Annotated in this window: 17 protein-coding genes; 11 read left to right on the forward strand and 6 right to left on the reverse strand. The window is 72.5% G+C overall.

What is annotated here, in order from left to right; translation table 11 throughout:
* From HAV39_RS16575 to acs, 4 genes are all read right to left on the reverse strand, one after another.
* Positions 1 to 570 carry a hypothetical protein gene (locus tag HAV39_RS16575; protein ID WP_191840118.1) on the reverse strand — a complete coding sequence of 190 codons (570 nt, stop codon included), beginning with the start codon at positions 568 to 570 and terminating at the stop codon, positions 1 to 3.
* 237 nt (positions 571 to 807) lie between these two features.
* The gene (locus HAV39_RS42685; RefSeq protein WP_191840119.1) at positions 808 to 1,872 is read right to left on the reverse strand and encodes a helix-turn-helix transcriptional regulator; all 1,065 of its coding nucleotides are present in this window, start codon (positions 1,870 to 1,872) and stop codon (positions 808 to 810) included.
* A gap of 213 nt (positions 1,873 to 2,085) precedes the next feature.
* Complete coding sequence (locus HAV39_RS16585) at positions 2,086 to 2,328, reverse strand: helix-turn-helix domain-containing protein (protein ID WP_191840120.1); 243 nt, start codon at positions 2,326 to 2,328, stop codon at positions 2,086 to 2,088.
* 650 nt (positions 2,329 to 2,978) lie between these two features.
* A complete protein-coding gene (acs, locus tag HAV39_RS16590; RefSeq protein WP_191840121.1) occupies positions 2,979 to 4,931 on the reverse strand; it encodes an acetate--CoA ligase in 1,953 nt (650 codons plus the stop codon).
* Between the two features lie 142 nt (positions 4,932 to 5,073).
* Between acs and HAV39_RS16595 the strand changes: the two genes are divergently transcribed.
* The gene (locus HAV39_RS16595) at positions 5,074 to 5,814 is read left to right on the forward strand and encodes a Fic family protein (protein ID WP_191840122.1); all 741 of its coding nucleotides are present in this window, start codon (positions 5,074 to 5,076) and stop codon (positions 5,812 to 5,814) included.
* 297 nt (positions 5,815 to 6,111) lie between these two features.
* On the opposite strand, the gene HAV39_RS16600 is transcribed toward HAV39_RS16595, so the two are convergent.
* Entirely contained in the window at positions 6,112 to 6,915 is an 804-nt protein-coding gene (locus HAV39_RS16600; RefSeq protein ID WP_191840123.1) for an HAD family hydrolase, read from the reverse strand.
* 546 nt (positions 6,916 to 7,461) lie between these two features.
* Here HAV39_RS16600 and ssd point away from each other — a divergent pair.
* The 7 genes from ssd (at position 7,462) to HAV39_RS16635 (ending at position 13,053) form a co-directional block, all read left to right on the forward strand.
* Positions 7,462 to 8,562, forward strand: a complete 1,101-nt coding sequence (gene ssd / locus HAV39_RS16605; protein WP_373311792.1) for a septum site-determining protein Ssd — start codon at positions 7,462 to 7,464, stop codon at positions 8,560 to 8,562.
* Complete coding sequence (locus HAV39_RS16610) at positions 8,531 to 9,640, forward strand: TadA family conjugal transfer-associated ATPase (RefSeq protein WP_191840124.1); 1,110 nt, start codon at positions 8,531 to 8,533, stop codon at positions 9,638 to 9,640. Before ssd ends, HAV39_RS16610 begins: the two co-directional genes overlap by 32 nt.
* A 737-nt stretch (positions 9,641 to 10,377) precedes the next feature.
* Positions 10,378 to 11,076, forward strand: coding sequence for a type II secretion system F family protein (locus tag HAV39_RS42690; RefSeq protein WP_239120665.1), 699 nt, complete (start codon positions 10,378 to 10,380; stop codon positions 11,074 to 11,076).
* Positions 11,077 to 11,326: 250 nt separating this feature from the next.
* Positions 11,327 to 11,455 (forward strand): DUF4244 domain-containing protein, encoded by a 129-nt coding sequence (locus tag HAV39_RS16620; RefSeq protein ID WP_120321631.1) that lies wholly within the window; start codon positions 11,327 to 11,329, stop codon positions 11,453 to 11,455.
* Positions 11,452 to 11,742 (forward strand): hypothetical protein, encoded by a 291-nt coding sequence (locus HAV39_RS16625; RefSeq protein ID WP_191840125.1) that lies wholly within the window; start codon positions 11,452 to 11,454, stop codon positions 11,740 to 11,742. Before HAV39_RS16620 ends, HAV39_RS16625 begins: the two co-directional genes overlap by 4 nt.
* Entirely contained in the window at positions 11,739 to 12,059 is a 321-nt protein-coding gene (locus tag HAV39_RS16630; RefSeq protein WP_191840126.1) for an Rv3654c family TadE-like protein, read from the forward strand. Before HAV39_RS16625 ends, HAV39_RS16630 begins: the two co-directional genes overlap by 4 nt.
* A gap of 79 nt (positions 12,060 to 12,138) precedes the next feature.
* Complete coding sequence (locus HAV39_RS16635; RefSeq protein WP_191840127.1) at positions 12,139 to 13,053, forward strand: endonuclease domain-containing protein; 915 nt, start codon at positions 12,139 to 12,141, stop codon at positions 13,051 to 13,053.
* Positions 13,054 to 13,165: 112 nt separating this feature from the next.
* On the opposite strand, the gene HAV39_RS16640 is transcribed toward HAV39_RS16635, so the two are convergent.
* Entirely contained in the window at positions 13,166 to 15,535 is a 2,370-nt protein-coding gene (locus HAV39_RS16640) for a DEAD/DEAH box helicase (RefSeq protein ID WP_203736315.1), read from the reverse strand.
* Between the two features lie 212 nt (positions 15,536 to 15,747).
* On the opposite strand from HAV39_RS16640, the gene HAV39_RS16645 reads away from it, so the two are divergent.
* From HAV39_RS16645 to HAV39_RS16655, 3 genes are all read left to right on the forward strand, one after another.
* Positions 15,748 to 16,083 carry an STAS domain-containing protein gene (locus tag HAV39_RS16645; protein ID WP_120317881.1) on the forward strand — a complete coding sequence of 112 codons (336 nt, stop codon included), beginning with the start codon at positions 15,748 to 15,750 and terminating at the stop codon, positions 16,081 to 16,083.
* 11 nt (positions 16,084 to 16,094) lie between these two features.
* Complete coding sequence (locus tag HAV39_RS16650; protein WP_191840129.1) at positions 16,095 to 16,505, forward strand: ATP-binding protein; 411 nt, start codon at positions 16,095 to 16,097, stop codon at positions 16,503 to 16,505.
* A gap of 215 nt (positions 16,506 to 16,720) precedes the next feature.
* Entirely contained in the window at positions 16,721 to 19,066 is a 2,346-nt protein-coding gene (locus HAV39_RS16655) for a sodium-translocating pyrophosphatase (RefSeq protein WP_120317883.1), read from the forward strand.
* Positions 19,067 to 19,235: the final 169 nt, after the last annotated feature.

Genomic DNA, 19,235 nt, shown 5'->3' on the forward strand with positions numbered 1-19,235 from the left:
TCAGTCGCAGCTGGGGCAGATGGGCCCGATCGGCACCCAGCTCCTGAACATGTCCACGACCGCGGGCGCCGTCACCAGCGGCGAGTCCACCGGCAGCGGGCCTTCGGCCACGGGCCGGGTGACGCCGTCGACGGTGTCCCAACCGATGGACACGCAGGCGAGGCGGATCGTCTCGCTGGTGAGCAGGCACGCCGCGTGGACGCCGGGCTTGACCGGGACGCTCTTCTGGTACGCCTGGGCGGCCTGGGTGTTGAGCTGGTATGGCGACGCGTCGCCGACCGCCTCCGTGGGGCTGTAGGTCGCCACGCCGTAAGCGTGCGTGGGCTCGGGACGCAGACAGGGCGTGATCGTGCCGGTCAGCTCGATCTCGCTGCCGGTGGCGCTCTGCAGCACGCGGACCGTGTCGATCGTTCCGGTGCTGGGAGCGGCCGTGAAACAGTCGCGCAGCCACACGTAGTACGAGGGCCTCGTCTTCGGCGGTTGATCGTCCGCGGTGGCGACCGGGGACGACCAGGTGGCCAGGACGACAGCGACGGCGGCCATGGCAGCGGTGCGGATCAGCGTTCTCATGTCACATTCCTCCTCGGGTGCATGGTTGAACTCACAGACGGGTGGAGGGCCGGGTGGTCTCGACGATGAGGGTGCACACCCGCAGGTGCGAGGAACACTGGCAGCGGCGGAGCGGGGCGCGGGCTCGGACGGGTCAGCCGCAGCCTGTGCAGCCAGGCCCGCTCGGCCGGCCGACGGCGGGCGCGGAGGTCGGCGCGGGCATCGTGATGACTGCTCCGGCCGCGGCTCCGCATCCCTTCACCGGTTCTGCTGCCCTTCGGGTCCGTGCCGCGTCGGGGTCTCGCCGGCCGCCTGCTGTGCCGCCTCGGCGCCCAGCCTGAGGCCCAGCTGGAACCGGTTGGTCACGTCGTACCTGTCCATGAGCGAGGACAGGGTGTAGGCGATGGTGCGCACGCTGATGTCAAGCTTCGACGCGATCGCGGCGTCGGTGAAACCCCAGGCCAGCAGGGCCACGACCGTGCTCTCACGGGGAGTCAGGCTCGCCGGCGGCGTCCAGTCGCGGCCCGGATCCGTTGCGAGAGCCCAGTCCTGCAGGAAAAGGGCCGTGAGCTCGGCGACCAGTTCCGGCGCGGTGACCTCCCACATGCCGTGCGCGGGCTCGAAGCGCTTCTTCCGGACGAGAGCAGTGGTGCGGTCGACGACGACGAGCCTGCCCGGGAGCTCGGGAAGTTCCCGGTACTGCATGCCGTAGCAGCGCATCTCCTCGCCGTGCCAGCCCGACTCGTCGTCCTCGGATGCCGGCACGCCGAGATTGAGCGTCGTGATCCCGCTAGCGGCGATCTTGCGATCGGTCGGCGCGGCCGCCTTGACCGCCGTCGCGCTGTATGCCGACTCCGGATTCATGGACAGCACTTCGTGCCGTCCCGCATCGTTGAGCTCGGCAATCCGCGCCCGGACCTGGGGTCCCGAAGAAACGGGACGGGCCCCGCTGGCGACGATGCGCAGCGGGTCGGTGACGAGGTCGGGAGACGCCATCCGCGACTGCCGCCGTTCCAGCCGGTGCCGGGCCTGCGCATGGTGGCGGTGCCGATCCCGCAGCAGAGACACCACGTGCGCGGGCGCCCGGCTGGACCACACCCGTTCGTCGCGGCCGATCTCGGACAGAGCTCGGTCCGGCACGGCCGCGCCGAGCGCGGTCAGCTCGTCGAGCGCACTGCGAACCTGCCGTGCTCGCATCTCGAGCGAGCGGCTGATGCTGTCCACGGACCACGGCCCGAAGGCGATGAGGGTCCGGTAGACGAGGTCCGCGTGCGGTGAGACTCCCCATTTCATCAGTGAGGGCACGACCTGTGCGTGGAGCATGACGGCCTCCCCGTGTCAGCCATGTCGGCGCGGGACGTCCCGGCCGGACAAGAGAAACCTAGACAGTGGGATCAAGGCGGAACAGGCCCCGTCCGTCCGATTGCACGTTTCTGCAACCAGCAATTACGATCATGATTGCGGTGTCGGTGAACCGGCGCCCACGAGGTCACGGCCGGAGCACAGCGGCGGCCAGGGCATGAGCCGGCAGCATGCTCACCGGGACTCGTCCTCGGGCTTGTCCTCGCCCGGCTCCTCGAGCTCCGTGTCCTTCGCCGCTTCGGCCCCCAGCCTCAGGCCCAGCTGGAAGCGCGTGCTCACACCGTACCTCTCCAGGAGTGAGGACAGGGTATAGGCGATCGTGCGCACGCTGAGGTCGAGCTCCGCCGCGATGGCGGCATCGGTGTAGCCCTTCGTCAGCAGCACCACGATCATGCGCTCTCGTGGTGTCAGGTCCATTCTTCATGTCCAATCACGGCCCAGTCGTCGGCGAACAACAGCGTCGTCAGGGGCGCCCCGAACCCCGCGGTCGCCGCGGGATCCCGCGGCAGCGGGCACACCGAGGCCATGGGTCGCGAGCGGCGCACGGGTCGCCTCCGTGACGGCTGCTCCGGCATGGGTGCCCCTGCCGGACATGAGGAACCTAGTTAGCTCCCCCGTGCCGAACAACCTCAGTTGCGGCAGATTGCACCTTTGTGCAAGGGGAGCCGGTCCCCGGCCCCGGAGTTCTCGGCGTATTCCTCGCCAGGGACGACGCGCTCAGGTGGGCCGAAGCGAGGCGGTTTCGCGGGCCGATTGCATGTCTCTGCAACGGTGGACAGAGACCTTGGGCGGCTGCGGTGTGCCGCCTAAGTTCAATGGCACGACCTCCGGACAGGGGTCGGCCAGGACAGGGTCGGGGCGGGTGGGTGACTCCACCGGGCCGCGACCGGTGTCGCAGCGTACGTGCGTGCACGCAGGGCGGTTCATCGCCCGGCGGGGTACGGGGGACCGCGTGCCTGGCGGCAGCGACAGGGGCGTCCACCGGCCATCGGCCGGTGGACGCCCCTTCGGCGCGCACGGGAAGGGCGGCCCCAGCCACAGCCGGAACCGCCCCTCTGGCCGGCGGATCAGTCCTCGTCGGACTTACCGGACGTCATCCCGGCGGCGATCAGGTTCATCACCGCGGAGTCCTGCAGGGTGGTGACGTCGCCGAGTGAGCGGTTCTCCGCCACGTCGCGCAGCAACCGCCGCATGATCTTGCCGGACCGGGTCTTCGGCAGCTCGGTCACCAGCATGATCTGGCGCGGCTTGCAGATCGGGCCGAGCGTCTTGGAGACGTGCTCGCGCAGTTCCGCCACGCCGACCTCCGCCCCGCCCTTGAGGATGACGAACGCGACGATGGCCTGGCCGGTGGTCGGGTCGGTGGCCCCGACGACCGCCGCCTCCGCCACCGCCGGGTGGGCGACCAACGCCGACTCGACCTCGGTGGTGGAGATGTTGTGGCCGGACACCAGCATCACGTCGTCGACCCGGCCGAGCAGCCAGATCGCCCCGTCCTCGTCGCGCTTCGCGCCGTCGCCGGCGAAGTAGAAGCCCTGCTCGGCGAAGCGCGACCAGTACGTCTCCAGGAAGCGCTTGTCGTCGCCCCAGATGGTGCGCAGCATGGACGGCCACGGGCCGGTCAGTGCCAGGTAACCGCCGCCGCCGTTGCCCACGATCGAGCCGTCGTCCGCGACGACCTCGGCCTTGATGCCCGGCAGCGGGCCCATCGCCGAACCCGGCTTGCAGTCGGTCACGCCCGGCAGCGGGGAGATCATGATCGCGCCGGTCTCGGTCTGCCACCAGGTGTCCACGACGGGGCACCGGTTGCCGCCGATGTGCTCGCGGTACCACATCCAGGCCTCGGGGTTGATCGGCTCGCCGACCGAGCCGAGGATCCGCAGCGAGCTGAGGTCGAACTGGGCCGGGATGTCGTCGCCCCACTTGGCGAACGTCCGAATCGCGGTGGGCGCGGTGTAGAGGATCGTGACGCGGTACTTCTCGATCAGCTCCCAGAACCGGCCGCGGTGCGGGGTGTCCGGGGTGCCCTCGTACATGACCTGGGTCGCGCCGTTGGAGAGCGGGCCGTACACGATGTAGCTGTGCCCGGTGACCCAGCCGATGTCGGCGGTGCACCAGTAGACGTCGGTCTCCGGCTTCAGGTCGAACACCGCGTGGTGGGTGTACGAGGCCTGGGTCAGGTAGCCGCCGGTCGTGTGCAGGATGCCCTTGGGCTTCGCCGTCGTGCCGGAGGTGTAGAGGATGAAGAGCGGGTGCTCGGCGTCGAACGGCTGCGCCTCGTGCTCGGAGCTGGCGTTGCCGACCACGTCGTGCCACCACACGTCACGGCTGTCGTCCCAGGCGACGTCCTGCCCGGTGCGGCGCACCACGAGGACCTTCTCGACGGTCGGACACTCGGCCACGGACTCGTCGACGGTCGGCTTGAGCGCGCTCGGCGCGCCCCGGCGGTAACCGCCGTCGGCGGTGATGACGACCTTGGCACTGGCGTCCTGGATCCGGCCGCCCAGCGCGTCCTTGCTGAAGCCGCCGAACACCACCGAGTGGGTCGCGCCGATGCGGGCGCAGGCCAGCATCGCGACGGCCGCCTCGGGGATCATCGGCAGGTAGATCGCGACCCGGTCACCGGCGTCGACCCCGAGGTCGGTCAGCGCGTTGGCCGCCCGGCACACCTCGGCGTGCAGGTCGGCGTACGTGATGGTGCGGGTGTCGCCCGGCTCGCCCTCCCAGTGGATGGCGACCCGGTCGCCCAGCCCGTTGGCCAGGTGCCGGTCCAGGCAGTTGTACGCGATGTTGAGCTGCCCGCCGACGAACCACTTCGCGAACGGCGGGTTGGACCAGTCCAGTACCTCGTCCCACGGCCGGGCCCAGTCCAGCCGCTTGGCCTGGGTCTCCCAGAACGCCAGCCGGTCGGCTTCGGCCTGCGCGTAAGCCTCGGCGGTGACGTTCGCCTGCGCGGCGAGCTCCGCCGGGGGTGGGAACCGGCGCGACTCGTGCAGCAGGTTTTCGAGGGTCTCGCTCACTACAGCGCCTCCCTAGGGGTGATGGTCATGCCATGTGACCTGGGTCTCCGGGTGATGTTACGGGCCGGTGACCCGGCTTTACAGTAAGGGCCCCTAACTATTTTCCTCCGGCTGCCTCAGCCGGCTTCGTTACGCTCTGGCTGTGACTATGGATCCGCTGGCACCGCTGTTGAAACTGGCCGACGTCGAATCTGCGGTGAGTGGCGCACGCGCTGCGGTGGACGGTGCCTACAAGCACCGCGCCCTGCGGCGCCAGGGCGGCGCGGTCGCCGCGGAGATCAGCCTGCGCTGTGCGGTGGCCAGCGCGGCGCTGGAGGGCCACCGGTACGAGCTGAGCGACGTGCGCGGGGGCACCGTGCTGGACGCGGTGCTGCAGGGGGCGCTGCGGGTCGCCGAGGCGCTGCCCGGCCTGCACCGGCAGTGGCATCAGGCCCCCCGCCAGGTGCTGGCGAAACTGCACCTGCTGGCCGGCACCGGGGTGCTGCCCGCCGACACGCTCGGCCGGCCCGCTCCGGACAGCGCGGCCCGGCTGGACACCCTGCTGGAGATCGTGTCGGCCGAGGCGGGCAACCCGCTGATCCGCGCGGCGGTGGTGCACGGCGAACTGCTGGCGGCACAGCCCTTTCCCGGTGTGAACGGGATCGTGGCCCGGGCCGCCGCCCGGCTCACCCTGGTCGCCAGCGGCTTCGACCCGCGCGGGCTGATCGCGGTGGAAGTGGCTCAACTGGCCCGGGAACCCGAGTACATCGGCGCCGCCGGCGCGTTCGCGACCGGCACCCCGGACGGCCTGCGTTCCTGGCTGCGCCACTACGCCACGGCGGTCGAGCAGGGCTGTGCCGAGGTCGCGGTCGTCGGAGACGCCGTGCTGGCCTCGGTGGGCTGAAAATATGGATGGCACCGCACGTTCGCGGTGCCATCGCGCACGTCCCGCCGGGTTACCAGGCGTGCACCTGCGGACAACCGCCCACGGTGGACCCGAGGGTCACACCGGAACTTTGCCTTCACGACGGCTAGATCGCGCGTGGGTGCCCGGAGGCCGTGCCCGAAAGCCGGCTTCTGCCAGCTACTTCCAGCTGCAGAATGCTTTCGTAACCACTTTTCTACGCCCGTTTGAGGGTGATGGCCAGGCTTCGGGCGGAATGTGTGACAGGTGGGGCTGTTGTGGCGGCGGAATCACCCGTCAGAGGGCAGAAGCCGCAGCACGCGCACGCTTGCGGCGCCCGTACCACGCGATGCCGATGGCGACGCCCACCCCGATGCCGAGCGCCGCCGCGACCGGCACGGCCGGGCGGTTGCGCAGGCGGCGGCCCAGTGGGATCGGGTGCCGGAACTCCAGGACCGGCCAGCGCCGCTCGTTGGCCTCGCGGCGCAACGCCTTGTCGGGGTTGACGGCGCTGGGGTGCCCCACGGCGGCCAGCAGCGGGATGTCCGAGATGGAGTCCGAGTAGGCGTAGCACTCGGCCAGGTCGTATCCACGCTCGGCGGCGAGTTTGCGCACCGCCTCGACCTTGGCCGGGCCCGCGGCGTAGAACTCGATCTCACCGGTGTACTGGCCTTCGGCGACCTTCATCCGGGTGGCGATGACGTCGGTGACGCCGAGTTGCGCGCCGATGGGCTGCACCATCTCCTCGCCCGACGCCGACACCAACACGATGTCGCGCCCGGCCGCCTGGTGCTCCTCGATGAGGGTCGCCGCCTCGGCGTAGATGAACGGGTCGATCAGCTCGTGCAGGGTCTCGTTGACGATCTGGCGGACCTGATCCACCCGCCAGCCCTTGACCAGCTCCGCCATGTAGTCACGGGTGCGCACCATGGCCTGGTCGTCGGCCCCGCCCCGCTTGAACATGAACTGGGCGAACGCCGTCTTAACGACGTCACGCTTAGTAATCAGGCCGTCACGATAGAACGGTCTGCCGAATGCCAGCGCGCTCGAAGTCGCGATGACGGTCTTGTCCAGGTCGAAAAACGCGGCGCTGCGGCCCACGGTCGCAAAGTGTAGCCGGGCCGCCGTCCCGGCGGCGTCCGCCCGTGGGTCGGATACCGGCACACGCGCGCACCCCGGCGCGGGTGAAGGTGTGCAATGGGCGGTAACTGAGCGACGAATCAGTGATTGCGTAGCGTAGGATCTTGGGTTGGTCTACGGCGTGTCGTGGCGTGTCGGCCCCGATCCCTCTCGACGGCGTGCCGTCAAGTCAGGCATGCTTTCGCCAACAGCCCTCAGCGGGTGCCACCCCCCCCGCAGCCGCTGAGCGGGCTCCGGCTCACCATCCCCCCTGAGAGCCGGACCCCAAGACGACCCCCGTCTCCCCGGACGGGGGTCGTCGTCATCTGAGCGCACCCGCCCAGAGCGAAGGAAGGGCACCTTCTGATCGGTTTCCGTAGAGGAAGGTGCCCTTCCCAACGGGCAGCGGCTTGTTGCCATAGCAGATCCATGCGGTGATCGGCGCACTGTCCACAAGCGCCTGTCCATCCACAGGCGCGGCTCGCAGGCGCTGTCGGATCGGCCCGGTCGCGGCGCACAGTGCCCGGCATGAGCCGCTCGCCCGCCGCCCCACCCGCGTCCGTCCGAGTCCTGCTGGTGACCGCCGACGCCGACCTGCTCGACGACATGCTGCGCCTGGGATCCGCCGCGGGCGCCGAGGTCGAGGTCGCCCACGACCTGCCCGCGGCACGCTCCCGCTACGGGGCCGCGCCGCTCGTGCTGATCGGCGGCGACCTGGTGCCCGGCTGCCTGCGGGCCAGACTGCCGCACCGGGCAGGCGTCGTCGTGGTCTGCCGCGACAGCGCTGACACACGGCCCTGGGAATACGCCCAACCACTCGGGGCCGAGCACGTCGCGCTGCTGCCCGCAGCCGAGTCCTGGCTGGTCGAACGCCTCGCCGGGATCGGTCGCGCGCCGGTCCGGGGAACCGGGCGGGTGCTGGCGGTGCTCGGCGGCCGCGGCGGAGCCGGTGCCAGCGTGCTCGCCGCAGGCCTCGCCGTCACCGCCTGCCGGACCCGGCTGCGCACCCTGCTCGTCGACGCGGACCCGCTCGGCGGTGGCGCGGACCTGCTGCTCGGCTGGGAGGAGCTGCGCGGGCTGCGCTGGCCGCAACTCGCCCGGGCCAGCGGCCCCGTCGACCCGGCGGCGTTCGTCGACGCGCTGCCGAGCCGCGGCGACCTGGTGGTGCTGTCCTGTGCTCGCGACGTGCCCGACGAGGAAAGCCCGAGCTCACCGGAGCTGCCGCCCGACGCGATGGCCGCCGCCCTCGACGCCGGACGCCGCGGCCGCGATCTCGTCGTCGTCGACCTGCCCCGCCGCCTCGACGACGCGGCAGCCGTGGTGCTGCAGGCGGCCGACCGGGTGCTGCTCGTGGTGCCTGCCGAGCTGCGTGCGGCTGCGGCGGCCGCACGGGTGGTCGACGTCGTCTCGGCGTACCGGCGGGAACTGTCCCTGGTGGTCCGCGGCCCGGCGCCGGGCCGGCTGAGCCCCGAGGAGCTGGCCCGTGCGCTGGGCCTGCCACTGGCCGGAACACTCGCCCCGGAGCCGCGCCTGGCCGCCGCACTCGAACGCGGCCGAGCGCCCGGCAGCGCGCCCCGCGGCCCGCTGGCCACCCTGTGTGGCCGCCTCGTCAGCGAGGTCATGGCATGAGCGAGGCGAACCGGATGACGAGGTGCCCTCATGCCGCCGACGAGCGCGGCGAGGAGAAGGCGTGAGCGTGCCTGGGGAGCTGGTGGGGGCCGGGCCGCTGGGCTCGCTGCTGGCCCTGCCCGAGGTTACCGACGTCCTGGTCAACGGGGTGCAGGTGTGGACCGACCGGGGATCCGGGCTGGTCCGGGAACCGTTCACGATGCCGTCGGCGGAGGCGGTGCGGCGGCTGGCGCAACGCCTCGCTGGCGCGTGCGGCCGGCGGCTCGACGACGGTCAGCCGTTCGTGGACGCGCGGCTGGCCGACGGCACCCGCCTGCACGCGGTGCTGCCACCGGTGGCGACAGCGGGGCCGTACCTGTCGCTGCGCACGTTCCGGCAGCGGCCGATGGCGCTGGCCGAGCTCGCCACGCCGGAGGTCGTCGCACTGCTGTCGGCGATCGTCGCGGCCCGGCTGACCTTCCTCGTCTCCGGCGGCACCGGATCGGGCAAGACCACCCTGCTCGGCGCGATGCTCGCCGCGGTGCCGGGCCGGGAACGCATCGTGCTGGTGGAGGACTCGGCCGAGCTGCGTCCCGCGCACCCGCACGTGGTGGCGCTGCAGGCCCGTACCTCCAATGTGGAGGGCGCGGGTGTGGTCGGGCTCTCCGAGCTGGTCCGGCAGGCGCTGCGGATGCGCCCGGACCGCCTGGTGGTGGGCGAGTGCCGCGGCGCGGAAGTGGTGGATCTGCTGGCGGCGCTCAACACCGGGCACGAGGGCAGCGCCGGAACGTTGCACGCCAACGCCCCGGCGGACGTGCCGGCGCGGCTGGAGGCGCTCGGCCTGCTCGGCGGGCTGCCCCGTCCCGCGCTGCACGCGCAGGTCGCCGCGGCGATCCGGGTGCTGCTGCACCTGCGGCGTACGCCGTCGGGCCGGGTGCTCGACGAGGTCTGCCTGCTCACCGCGGAGGGGCCTGAACACCTGGTGGCAACGCGCCCGGTGTGGCGGCGGGACGGCGGTGTGCGGCCCGCGGCACACGAGCTCGTGGCCCTGTTGCGCGCCCGCGACGTCACCCCGCCGACCTGGCTGGAGGCGCGATGAGGACGGCCGCCGGCGCCACCGGCCTGCGCGGCATCGTGGGCGCGGCGCTCGCGTCCGCCGCCCGGCGTCGTCTCGTGCGAGCCACCGGTGGACGGCCCGGTGGGGCTGGGCCGAGCGCAGCGTCGCGCCCCGGCGGGCGCGCGGCCGGCCGGCGCCGACCCGGCCCGCCGACCGTCGACGCCTGGTCGCCGCGTCTCACCCGGGTCGTTGCGGTGGTCACCGGCGGAGGTGCGTGGCTGCTGCTCGACTCCCCGGTGGGCGGGCTGATCGCGGCCGGATACACCCTGCTCGGCCTGCGGATGTGGCGTGAGCAGCGCACCGCGCGACACGACCGGGGGCACCGGGAACGGGCCCTCGACCTGCTTGCCGCCTGCGCCGCCGAACTGCGCGCCGGTGGCGTGGGCACGGTGCTGCTGCTGCCCGACGACGAGCTGGATCGGTCGGTGCACGCGGCGCAGCGGCTCGTCGCGAGCACCGGGGCACCCCTGGCCGACCTGCTGGAACGGTTGGAGGCGCAGTGCCGCGTCGCGGACCGGGCCGACGCGGCGGCACACGCGCAGGCGGCCGGCGCGCAACTGACCGCGGTGCTGCTCGCTGCGCTGCCGGTCGGTGGCATCGGACTCGGCCACCTGATCGGCGTCGACGCGCTGCGGATCCTGCTGCACACGCCGACCGGAGTGGCCTGTGCCTGCGGAGCCGCCGTGCTCCAGGCGGCGGGGCTCGCGTGGACCCGGCGGTTGCAGCGGCCGGGTGCCCGTTCCGGCGCGGACCGGGTCGGCGGGCGGTTCGCGGCCCGGCGGCGGTTGCGCCGGTTGCCGCTGCGCCGGACCGCGCCGCGGCCGAGCGGGCGTACGCCATGGCTGTTCGGCGTGGCCGCGGGCGGTGCGGTGGGGGTGCTGCTGCCGTCGGTGACCGGTGCCCTGCTGGGCGTGGCCGTCGCGGCGGCGACCGTGCGGGTGCTGCGCCGGATGGAACCCGCGGCGGTTCGCCTCGAACGGGAGCAGGCGCTCGCCGACCTGGCGTGGGCCGTCGACCTGATCGGCACCGCGCTGCGGGCCGGAGCCCCGCTCGACCACGCCGTGCTGAGTGTGGCCGCGGCGCTGGCCGGGCCACTGGGCAGCCGGCTGCAGCGGATCGGGCGTTCGCTGCGCCTGGGCGCGACTGCCGCCGAAGCCTGGTCGCACCTGGCCGACCTGCCACCCGCGGGCCGTCTGGTGGCGGCGGTGGAACGCAGCTCCGCGAACGGTTCCGCGCTGGCCGGAGCGCTGCACCGGTGCGCCGACGACCTGCGCGCCGACACCGCCGTACGCCGCCAGGCCGGTGCGCAGCGCGCCGGTGTCCTGATCGTCCTCCCGCTCGGGCTGTGCTTCCTGCCCGCCTTCGTGCTCGCCGGCCTGGTGCCGGTGGTCCTCGCCGTGCTCGGCGAGGTGCTCTGACCAACCCTGAAAGGAGATCGTCATGCCCCGACAGAGGTCCCTGCGAGCGGAGGGCCCACTCGCGGCCGCCGCGGCGCGCACCGCCATCCGCCCGCCGGTCCCCGCGCCGGCCCTGCTGCGCGACGTCGACGCCGACGCCGCCGCGATCCTCGCCGAAGTCGTGGACCCGGTCGACGCGGAGCCGGGCCACCGCATGGCCCGCACGGAGACCGCTGCGGCGGTGCGTCCGGCCGGGGCGCCGGACGCAGGCATGAACACCGCCGAGTACGCGGTCGGCACGCTGGCGGCGGTCGCGTTCGCGGGACTGCTGCTCAAGGTGCTGACCAGCGACAGCGTGCAGGCGGCGCTGGCCGGTGTGATCCAACGGGCCCTCGGGTGAGCCGAAGGGATCGGGGTAGCGCGACCGCCGAGCTGGCGGTCGCGCTACCCGCCGTGGTGCTGCTGCTGGTCACCGGCATCGGCGCGGTCGCCGCGGTGACCGTGAAGCTGGGGTGCGTCGCCGCCGCCCGCGATGCCGCGCTCACCGCCGCCCGTGGTGGTGGCGCATCGGGCGGGGCCAGCGTGAACGTCACCGGGGACACCGTCACCGCGACGGTGCGGCGCTCGATCCGGGTGACCGAGCTGACCTGCTCCGCGACCGCCGCCCGGGAACCGGGTGCGCCGTGAGCTCGCTGTACGCGCTCGGCGTCGGACTGGTCTTCGTGGCCGCGGGCACCGTGGTGGCCGCCGACGGCGCGCAGTTGATCGCCCGCGAGCAGGCGCAGACCGCCGCCGACCTGGGCGCGCTCGCGGGAGCGGCCTACGCGATCGACGGGGTGGCTGCCGCCTGCGGCCGGGCCGCGGTGATCGCCGCCGCCAACGCCGCGACCGTCGCCGCCTGCCGCCTCGACGGCCTCGACCTCACCCTCTCCGTCCAGGTCGTGACCGCCGCCGGCGCCGCCGAAGCCACCGCCGTCGCCGGCCCGATCCGGGAGTCGCCGTGACCGGTCCGGAGTGGCCGGTGGGCCCGGCTCGGGCGGAGATCGCTGTCTGGTGTCAGGAAGTGAGGTGTGACCACAGATCATGACCGGAAACGACGATCACCTCCGACTCGACGCGCTGGCGGCGACCCGCGGAGGGATCTTCACCAGGAGTGAGGCGCGGGGGTGCGGGTTCTCCGACCACCGGATCCGGCGTCGGCTGCGCCGCGGGGACTGGCAGGTGGTGCTCGGCCCGGTGCTGGCCCGCGCCGGGCGGACGGTCACGCCGCTGCTGCGGGATCGGGCACCGCTGCTGGTGGTGCCTGACGCCGTGCTGAGCGGGCCGTCCGCAGCGCGGCGGTATGGCTTGGACGTGCCGGAGGCGCGGACCAGGCTCACGGTGCCACCGGGTCGGCAGGTGCGGCTCGCGGGTGTTGTGGTCCGCCGGGAGCGGTTGAATCCCGAGGACCTGAATCTGATCGACGGGGTGCTGCTGACCACGCCGGTGCGCACCGTCGTCGACTGTGTCCGCGAGTTGAGCCCGGATCAGGCCGATCTGGTGCTGGACCGGGCGCTGCAGCGCAGGCTGATCACCTTCGAGGGTTTCGTCGCGCAGGTTCAGGCGATGGTCGGACGGCACGGTGCGCGGACGTTGGTCCGGGCAGTGTCACGGCATGCGTACGGGGCACGGTCGGTGGCGGAGCGGTTGCTGGTGCAGGGACTGTGGAGGCGGCGGATCAGCGGCTGGCGGGCGAACCTGGCGGTGTACGACGAGATGGGGCTGATCGGGGAGGTGGACTTCGGGTTCGCGGAGATCCGGCTGGCCGTGGAAGTGGACGGCCGCGCCTGGCACAGCGCCGATGACCGCTTCCAACGGGACCGGACGCGGCAGAACCGCCTGGTCCGCGCCGGTTGGACGGTGCTCCGCTTCACCTGGCGCGACCTCACGGAAGACCTCCCCGAAGTCCTCCACCAGATCGAAACAGTCCGCCACCACCTGACCGCCCGCCACCCTTGACCCCCATGCCCGTCACTCCCGCGTCAAGATCCTGGCCTGTCGCTCTGCGGCATGATCGCTATCTCGTGTCGATACCTCTGGCCGGACCGCAGCTTCTGACACGAAACAGCGATCATGCCGCGGGAGCGAGAGCCGGGGGTGGGAGGTGGGTGAGGATGATGTCGAGGACGGTCACCGCGCCGGGTTTGTCCAGGGGGTTGTTGCCGTTGCCGCACTTGGGGGACTGGACGCAGCTGGGGCAGCCGCGTTCGCAGGCGCATTCGGCGACCGCGGTGCGGGTGGCGCCGAGCCACTCGGCCGCCATGCCGTAGGCGCGTTCGGCGAAACCGGCACCGCCGGGGTGGCCGTCGTACACGAAGATGGTCGGCGCGTCGGTGTCGGCGTGCCGGGCGGTGGACAGGCCGCCGATGTCCCACCGGTCGCAGCTCGCGACCAGCGGCAGCAGCCCGATCGCGGCGTGCTCGGCGGCGTGCAGGGAGCCGGGCAGGTCCTCGATCCCGGCGACGGCGGACTCCTCGATGGTGGCCCAGACCGCGACCGTGCGCAGGGTGCGGGTGGGCAGGTCGAGGGGCCAGGTGCCGAGCACCTCGCCGCTGTCCATGCGGCGGCGCTGGAACGACACGACCTGGCTGGTCACCTCGACCTCGCCGAGGAACAGCCGGACCGGCCCGGCGTCCACCCGGGAGCGGACCTCCAGCACGGTGAGGTCGATGGTGTCGCGGGCGTGCGTGGAGTCTGGCGGGTTGTCGGCTTCGACCAGCGCCACCCCGTCGGCGAGGTCCAGCGACTGGACCACGTAGGTGCGGCCCTGGTGGGTGTAGACGGCGCCCGGGTGCAGGTGGTGGTGGGCGGCCCCGGCGTCGGCGGTGCCGATGAGGCGTCCGGTGGCGGCCTCGATGACGGCGATGGGTGGGCCGCCGGTGCCGCGCAGGTCGATCTCGGGGCGCTGCGGGTGGGTCCAGTACCAGCCGGTGGGGCGGCGGCGCAGGGCGCCCGCGGCGACGAGTTCGTCGAGCAGGGCGAGGTCCGCGCCGAACAGTGGCAGGTCGGCCTCGGTGAGCGGCTGCTCGGCGGCGGCGGTGCACAGGTGTGGGGCGAGCACGTACGGGTTGGCGGGGTCGAACACGGTGGCCTCGACGGCTTTGCCGAACAGCGCCTGGGGGTGGTGCACCAGGTAGGTGTCGAGCGGGTCGTCACGGGCGACGAGCACGCACAGCCCGTCGCGCCCGGCCCGGCCCGCGCGGCCCGCCCGCTGCCAGACCGCGGCACGGGTGCCGGGGTAGCCGGCCAGCAGCACCGCGTCCAGGCCGGTGACGTCGATGCCCAGCTCCAGGGCGTTGGTCGTGGCCAGGCCGGTCAGGGTGCCGTCGGTGAGCTGCTGTTCCAGGGTGCGCCGTTCCTCGCGCAGGTAGCCGGCCCGGTAGGCGGCGACTTGGCGGCCGAGGCCGGGCTGCGCCTCCTCCAGCGCGGCGCGCGCGTGCCCGGCCACCACCTCGGCACCGCGGCGGGAGGGCACGAAGGCGAGGGTGCGTACGCCCTGCACGACCGCGTCGGCGAGCAGGTCGGCGGTCTCGCGCAGCGCGGAGCGGCGGACGGGGGCGGCGTCGCCGTTGCCGTCCGCGCCGGGCAGCTCCGGCGGCTCCCACAGGGCGAAGGTCATCGAGCCGCGCGGTGCGGCGTCCTCGGTGACGGCCCGCACGGGCCGGCCGATGAGCCTGCCGGCGCTGCCCGCCGGGTCGCCGGAGGTCGCCGACGCCAGCAGGAACACCGGCCCGCTGCCGGGCCGTTCGGTGAGGCGGCGCAGGCGGCGCAGGATGTGGGCGACGTGGGCCCCGAACACGCCGCGGTAGCTGTGGCTCTCGTCGACGATCACGTAGCGCAGGTTGCGCAGCACACCGGACCAGCGCTGATGGCCCGGCAGGAGGCTGTGGTGCAGCAGGTCGGGGTTGGTGAGGATGACGTTGGCGTGCTGGCGGATCCAGTCGCGCTCCTCGCGCGGGGTGTCGCCGTCGCAGACCGCGGCGCGCAGGCCGGGCAGGTTCAGGCCGGTCAGCGCGCGGTGCTGGTCGGCGGCGAGCGCCTTGGTCGGCGCGAGGTAGAGGACCCGGGCCCGGGGGCGGGTGAGCACCGCGGACAGCGCGGGCAGCTGGTAGGCCAGCGACTTGCCGGAGCCGGTGCCGGTGGAGACGACCACGTCCGTGCCGCCCCAGGCCAGCTCGGCGGCCTCGACCTGGTGCTCCCACGGGGCGGTGATGCCGCCCGCGTGCAGCGCCCCGAGCAGCTCGGCGGGGACCCAGTCGGGCCACGCGGCGGCGCGCCCGGCCCGCGCGGGCAGCAGCTCGACGTGCGTGACCTGGTCACGTTTGAGCCAGTACGGCAGCAGGTCCACCCCAGCACTCTGCCACCGCGGGACACGCCGCGGCCAGCCGCCGGCGCCCGCCCGCGGGTGCACCGGGCGGTGACCTCGGCATGAGGAAGCCACCTGCGGTTTCTCCGAATGGCCCGCCGAGGCGCCGGTCGGGGCGGTATCTTGCCCGAAACCGCACGCCGTCCGGTCGTCGTCCGCGGTCCGCGTGAGTGCGCGTTAAGGGCAAAGGGCGCGTAGCCCGGAAACCAGACCAGTGGTTAGATGCATGGGGATCGGCCGCACGGAGAGATTCCGGGCAGTGACCGGACGTCGTAGAGGAGGTGCCGATGGAGCTGTCGCTGGCAACGCGTGTCGTCGCCGCGCACACCGTGCTCGAAGTCGGCGGCGAGGTGGACGTCTACACCGCTCCGAAGCTGCGTGAACGCATCACCGAGCTGCTGGACGGCGGGGTGACCGCGGTGGTGGTCGATCTCGCCCGGGTCGACTTCATGGACTCGACCGGCCTCGGTGTGCTGGTCGGCGGGCTGCGCCGGGCACGCGCCGCGGGCGCCACCTTCGGTGTGGTGTGTTCGCGGGAGTCGCTGCTGAAGATCTTCCGCATCACCGCGCTGGACCAGGTGCTACCGCTGTACCCGTCCGTCGACGCGGCCACCGCGAGTTGACCAGCGCGGACATGGCGACCGTCCGGCTCGAATTCACCCCTGAACCCGCGCACGTGCGAACGGCGCGGCTCGTCGGCGTGGCCGTCGCCCGCCGTGCCGGGGTGCCCGACGACCAGCTGGACGAGGTGCGCCTGGCGATCGGCGAGGCGTGCGCGCGGGCGGTCGCCCGGCACCAGCGGGTGGGTCTGCGCGACGTGGTCGCGGTCGCGTTCACCGACGGCGACCGGTATGTCGTGCAGGTGTGGGACCACGCCGGCGACGAGGAGCAGATCACCGACGAGGAGCAGCTCACCGTCGACGTGAGCGCCAGCCTGTTGCAGGCGATCGTGAAGGATCTGCAGGTCCGCCCGCTGGAGGGCGGCCCGGGCACCGAGGTGCAGATGGTCTGGCCGGTCCGGCGCGCCTCGCGTCTTGGGCGCTGATTAACCCGACTGCGGGCATAGAGTCGCTGAGCGTACCGCACAACCCGGCGACGGCGCAGCAACGAAGATCACCGCGACACGGCAGGTGGCGGGTGTGACCCCGGCCACGTGTCCGGTTTACAGTTCACGGGTTGTTTCCAGGCCGTAACCGACGTCACTCGTGGCCGACGGCGCGGCTGCCTCACAAGTAGATCGTGATCTTTGGGAGGACAAAGATGTCCGGGTCCACTCTCGCCGCTCCTGGCGGCGAGCTGACCCTTACCGGCGAAAACGTTTCGTACGTGGTCGTCGCGGCTGTGGTCGCACTGGTGGCGCTGGGTTTTGCCGCCGTGCTGGTCAAGTCCGTGCTTGCAACCGGTAAGGGCACCGAAAAGATGCAGGAGATTGCGGGGGCCGTCCAAGAGGGCGCCTCGGCATACCTGTTCCGCCAGTTCAAGACGCTCGGCATCTTCGTGGTGCTCGCGGTCATCCTGCTCTTCCTGCTGCCGGTCCACGGCGACGGTGACAACGACACCGCGCTGAAGATCGGCCGTTCCGCGTTCTTCGTGGTGGGCGCGCTGTTCAGCGCCTTCATCGGCGGGGCCGGCATGGCCATGGCGACCCGCGCCAACCTGCGCGTGGCCGCGGCGGCCCGTGAGGCCGAGGGTGGCCGCGAGGCCGCCATGGCGATCGCCTTCCGCACCGGTGGTGTGGTCGGCTTCATGACCGTCGGCCTGGGCCTGTTCGGCGCGGCGCTGGTGGTCTTCATCTACCGCGCCGACGCCGCGACCGTGCTGGAGGGCTTCGGCTTCGGCGCCGCGCTGCTCGCGATGTTCATGCGGGTCGGCGGCGGCATCTTCACCAAGGCCGCCGACGTCGGCGCGGACCTGGTCGGCAAGGTCGAGCAGGGCATCCCCGAGGACGACCCGCGCAACGCGGCGACCATCGCCGACAACGTGGGCGACAACGTCGGCGACTGCGCCGGCATGGCCGCCGACCTGTTCGAGTCGTACGCGGTGACCCTGGTCGCGGCCCTGATCCTGGGCCGGGCCGCGTTCGGCGAGGAAGGCCTGATCTTCCCGCTGATCGTCTCCACCATCGGCGTGCTGATCGCGATCGTCGGCGTGTTCCTGACCCGCCTGCGCAAGTCCGACAAGAACGGCCTGCAGGCGATCAACCGTGCCTTCTACATCTCGGCCGCGCTGTCCGCGGTCGTCGTGGCCGGCGCCTCGCTGTACTACCTCCCGAAGACCTTCGCCGAGCTCGGCAAGCCCGAGATCAGCGGCAACCCGCAGATCGTGGCCATCGGCGCGGTCGTCATCGGTATCGTGCTGGCCGCCGCCATCCAGGCGCTGACCGGCTACTTCACCGAGACCGGGCGCCGCCCGGTGCAGGACATCGGCAAGTCGTCGGAGACCGGCCCGGCCACCGTGGTGCTCGCGGGCATCAGCGTCGGCCTGGAGTCGGCCGTCTACTCGGCGCTGCTCATCGGCGGCGCGGTGTACGGCGCGTTCCTGCTGGGCGGCGGCACGCTGGTCGTGTCGCTGTTCGCCATCGCGCTGGCCGGCTGCGGCCTGCTGACCACCGTCGGCGTCATCGTGGCCATGGACACCTTCGGCCCGATCTCGGACAACGCGCAGGGCATCGCGGAGATGTCCGGCGACATCGACGAGCAGGGTGCGCGCACCCTGACCGAGCTCGACGCGGTCGGCAACACCACCAAGGCGATCACCAAGGGCATCGCGATCGCGACGGCCGTGCTGGCCGCGACCGCGCTGTTCGGGTCGTACACCGACACCCTGGGCGTCTCGCTGGCCGAGGCGGGCGAGACCGCGGAGGGCTTCGTCAACTCGATGCTCAACGTGGCGAACCCGGCCAACCTGGTCGGCCTGCTGATCGGTGTGTCGGTCGTCTTCCTGTTCTCGGGTCTGGCCATCAACGCGGTGTCGCGTTCGGCCGGCGCGGTGGTGCACGAGGTGCGCCGCCAGTTCCGCGAGCTGCCGGGCATCATGGACGGCACGCAGCGGCCCGAGTACGGCAAGGTCGTCGACATCTGCACCCGCGACGCCCAGCGTGAGCTGATGACCCCGGGCCTGCTCGCGGTCCTCGCCCCGATCGCCGTCGGCTTCGGCCTCGGCGCGGGCGCGCTGGCGGCGTACCTGGCCGGCGCCATCGGCGCGGGCACCCTGATGGCGGTGTTCCTGGCCAACTCCGGTGGTGCCTGGGACAACGCGAAGAAGATGGTCGAGGACGGTGCGCACGGCGGCAAGGGCTCGTCGTCGCACGAGGCGACCATCATCGGTGACACGGTCGGCGACCCGTTCAAGGACACCGCCGGTCCGGCCATCAACCCGCTGCTCAAGGTCATGAACCTGGTGTCGCTGCTGATCGCCCCCGCCGTGGTGGCGCTCTGGTACGGCAGCACCGAGAACGCGACCGCGCGCAACCTGATCGCCCTCGGCGCGACCGCGGTCATCGTGGTGGCCGTGGTCATCAGCAAGCGGAAGCCGATCACCGTCGGCGGCGACGACCAGGGAAAAGCTGACGCTGCGCCCACGCAGCGCGAGAAGGTCAACGCCTGACGCATTGCACCGCCGCGGCGCCCTCCCCACCCGGGGAGGGCGCCGCTCCCTTTTGCCCGGCCCGCGACCCGCCACGCGGCGGCGACCTTGCGCGAACGGCCGCTGTGCTGCCCCGTTTGCCCGTGTCGCGAGCTAGATCCACGCAAGATCGCCGCGGCTGCGGTAGGCG

It is taken from the genome of Catellatospora chokoriensis (assembly GCF_011297315.1).
In the GTDB taxonomy this organism is placed as follows: Bacteria; Actinomycetota; Actinomycetes; order Mycobacteriales; family Micromonosporaceae; genus Catellatospora; species Catellatospora citrea.

Coding starts and splice junctions, on each gene's coding strand:
- HAV39_RS16655 (WP_120317883.1), top strand. CDS start 16,721: ATGTCCGGGTCCACTCTCGCCGCTCCTGGCGGCGAGCTGACCCTTACC.
- HAV39_RS16645 (WP_120317881.1), top strand. CDS start 15,748: ATGGAGCTGTCGCTGGCAACGCGTGTCGTCGCCGCGCACACCGTGCTC.
- HAV39_RS16575 (WP_191840118.1), bottom strand. CDS start 570: ATGAGAACGCTGATCCGCACCGCTGCCATGGCCGCCGTCGCTGTCGTC.
- HAV39_RS16650 (WP_191840129.1), top strand. CDS start 16,095: ATGGCGACCGTCCGGCTCGAATTCACCCCTGAACCCGCGCACGTGCGA.
- HAV39_RS42685 (WP_191840119.1), bottom strand. CDS start 1,872: ATGCTCCACGCACAGGTCGTGCCCTCACTGATGAAATGGGGAGTCTCA.
- ssd (WP_373311792.1), top strand. CDS start 7,462: ATGAGCCGCTCGCCCGCCGCCCCACCCGCGTCCGTCCGAGTCCTGCTG.
- HAV39_RS16585 (WP_191840120.1), bottom strand. CDS start 2,328: ATGGACCTGACACCACGAGAGCGCATGATCGTGGTGCTGCTGACGAAG.
- HAV39_RS16620 (WP_120321631.1), top strand. CDS start 11,327: ATGAACACCGCCGAGTACGCGGTCGGCACGCTGGCGGCGGTCGCGTTC.
- HAV39_RS16635 (WP_191840127.1), top strand. CDS start 12,139: ATGACCGGAAACGACGATCACCTCCGACTCGACGCGCTGGCGGCGACC.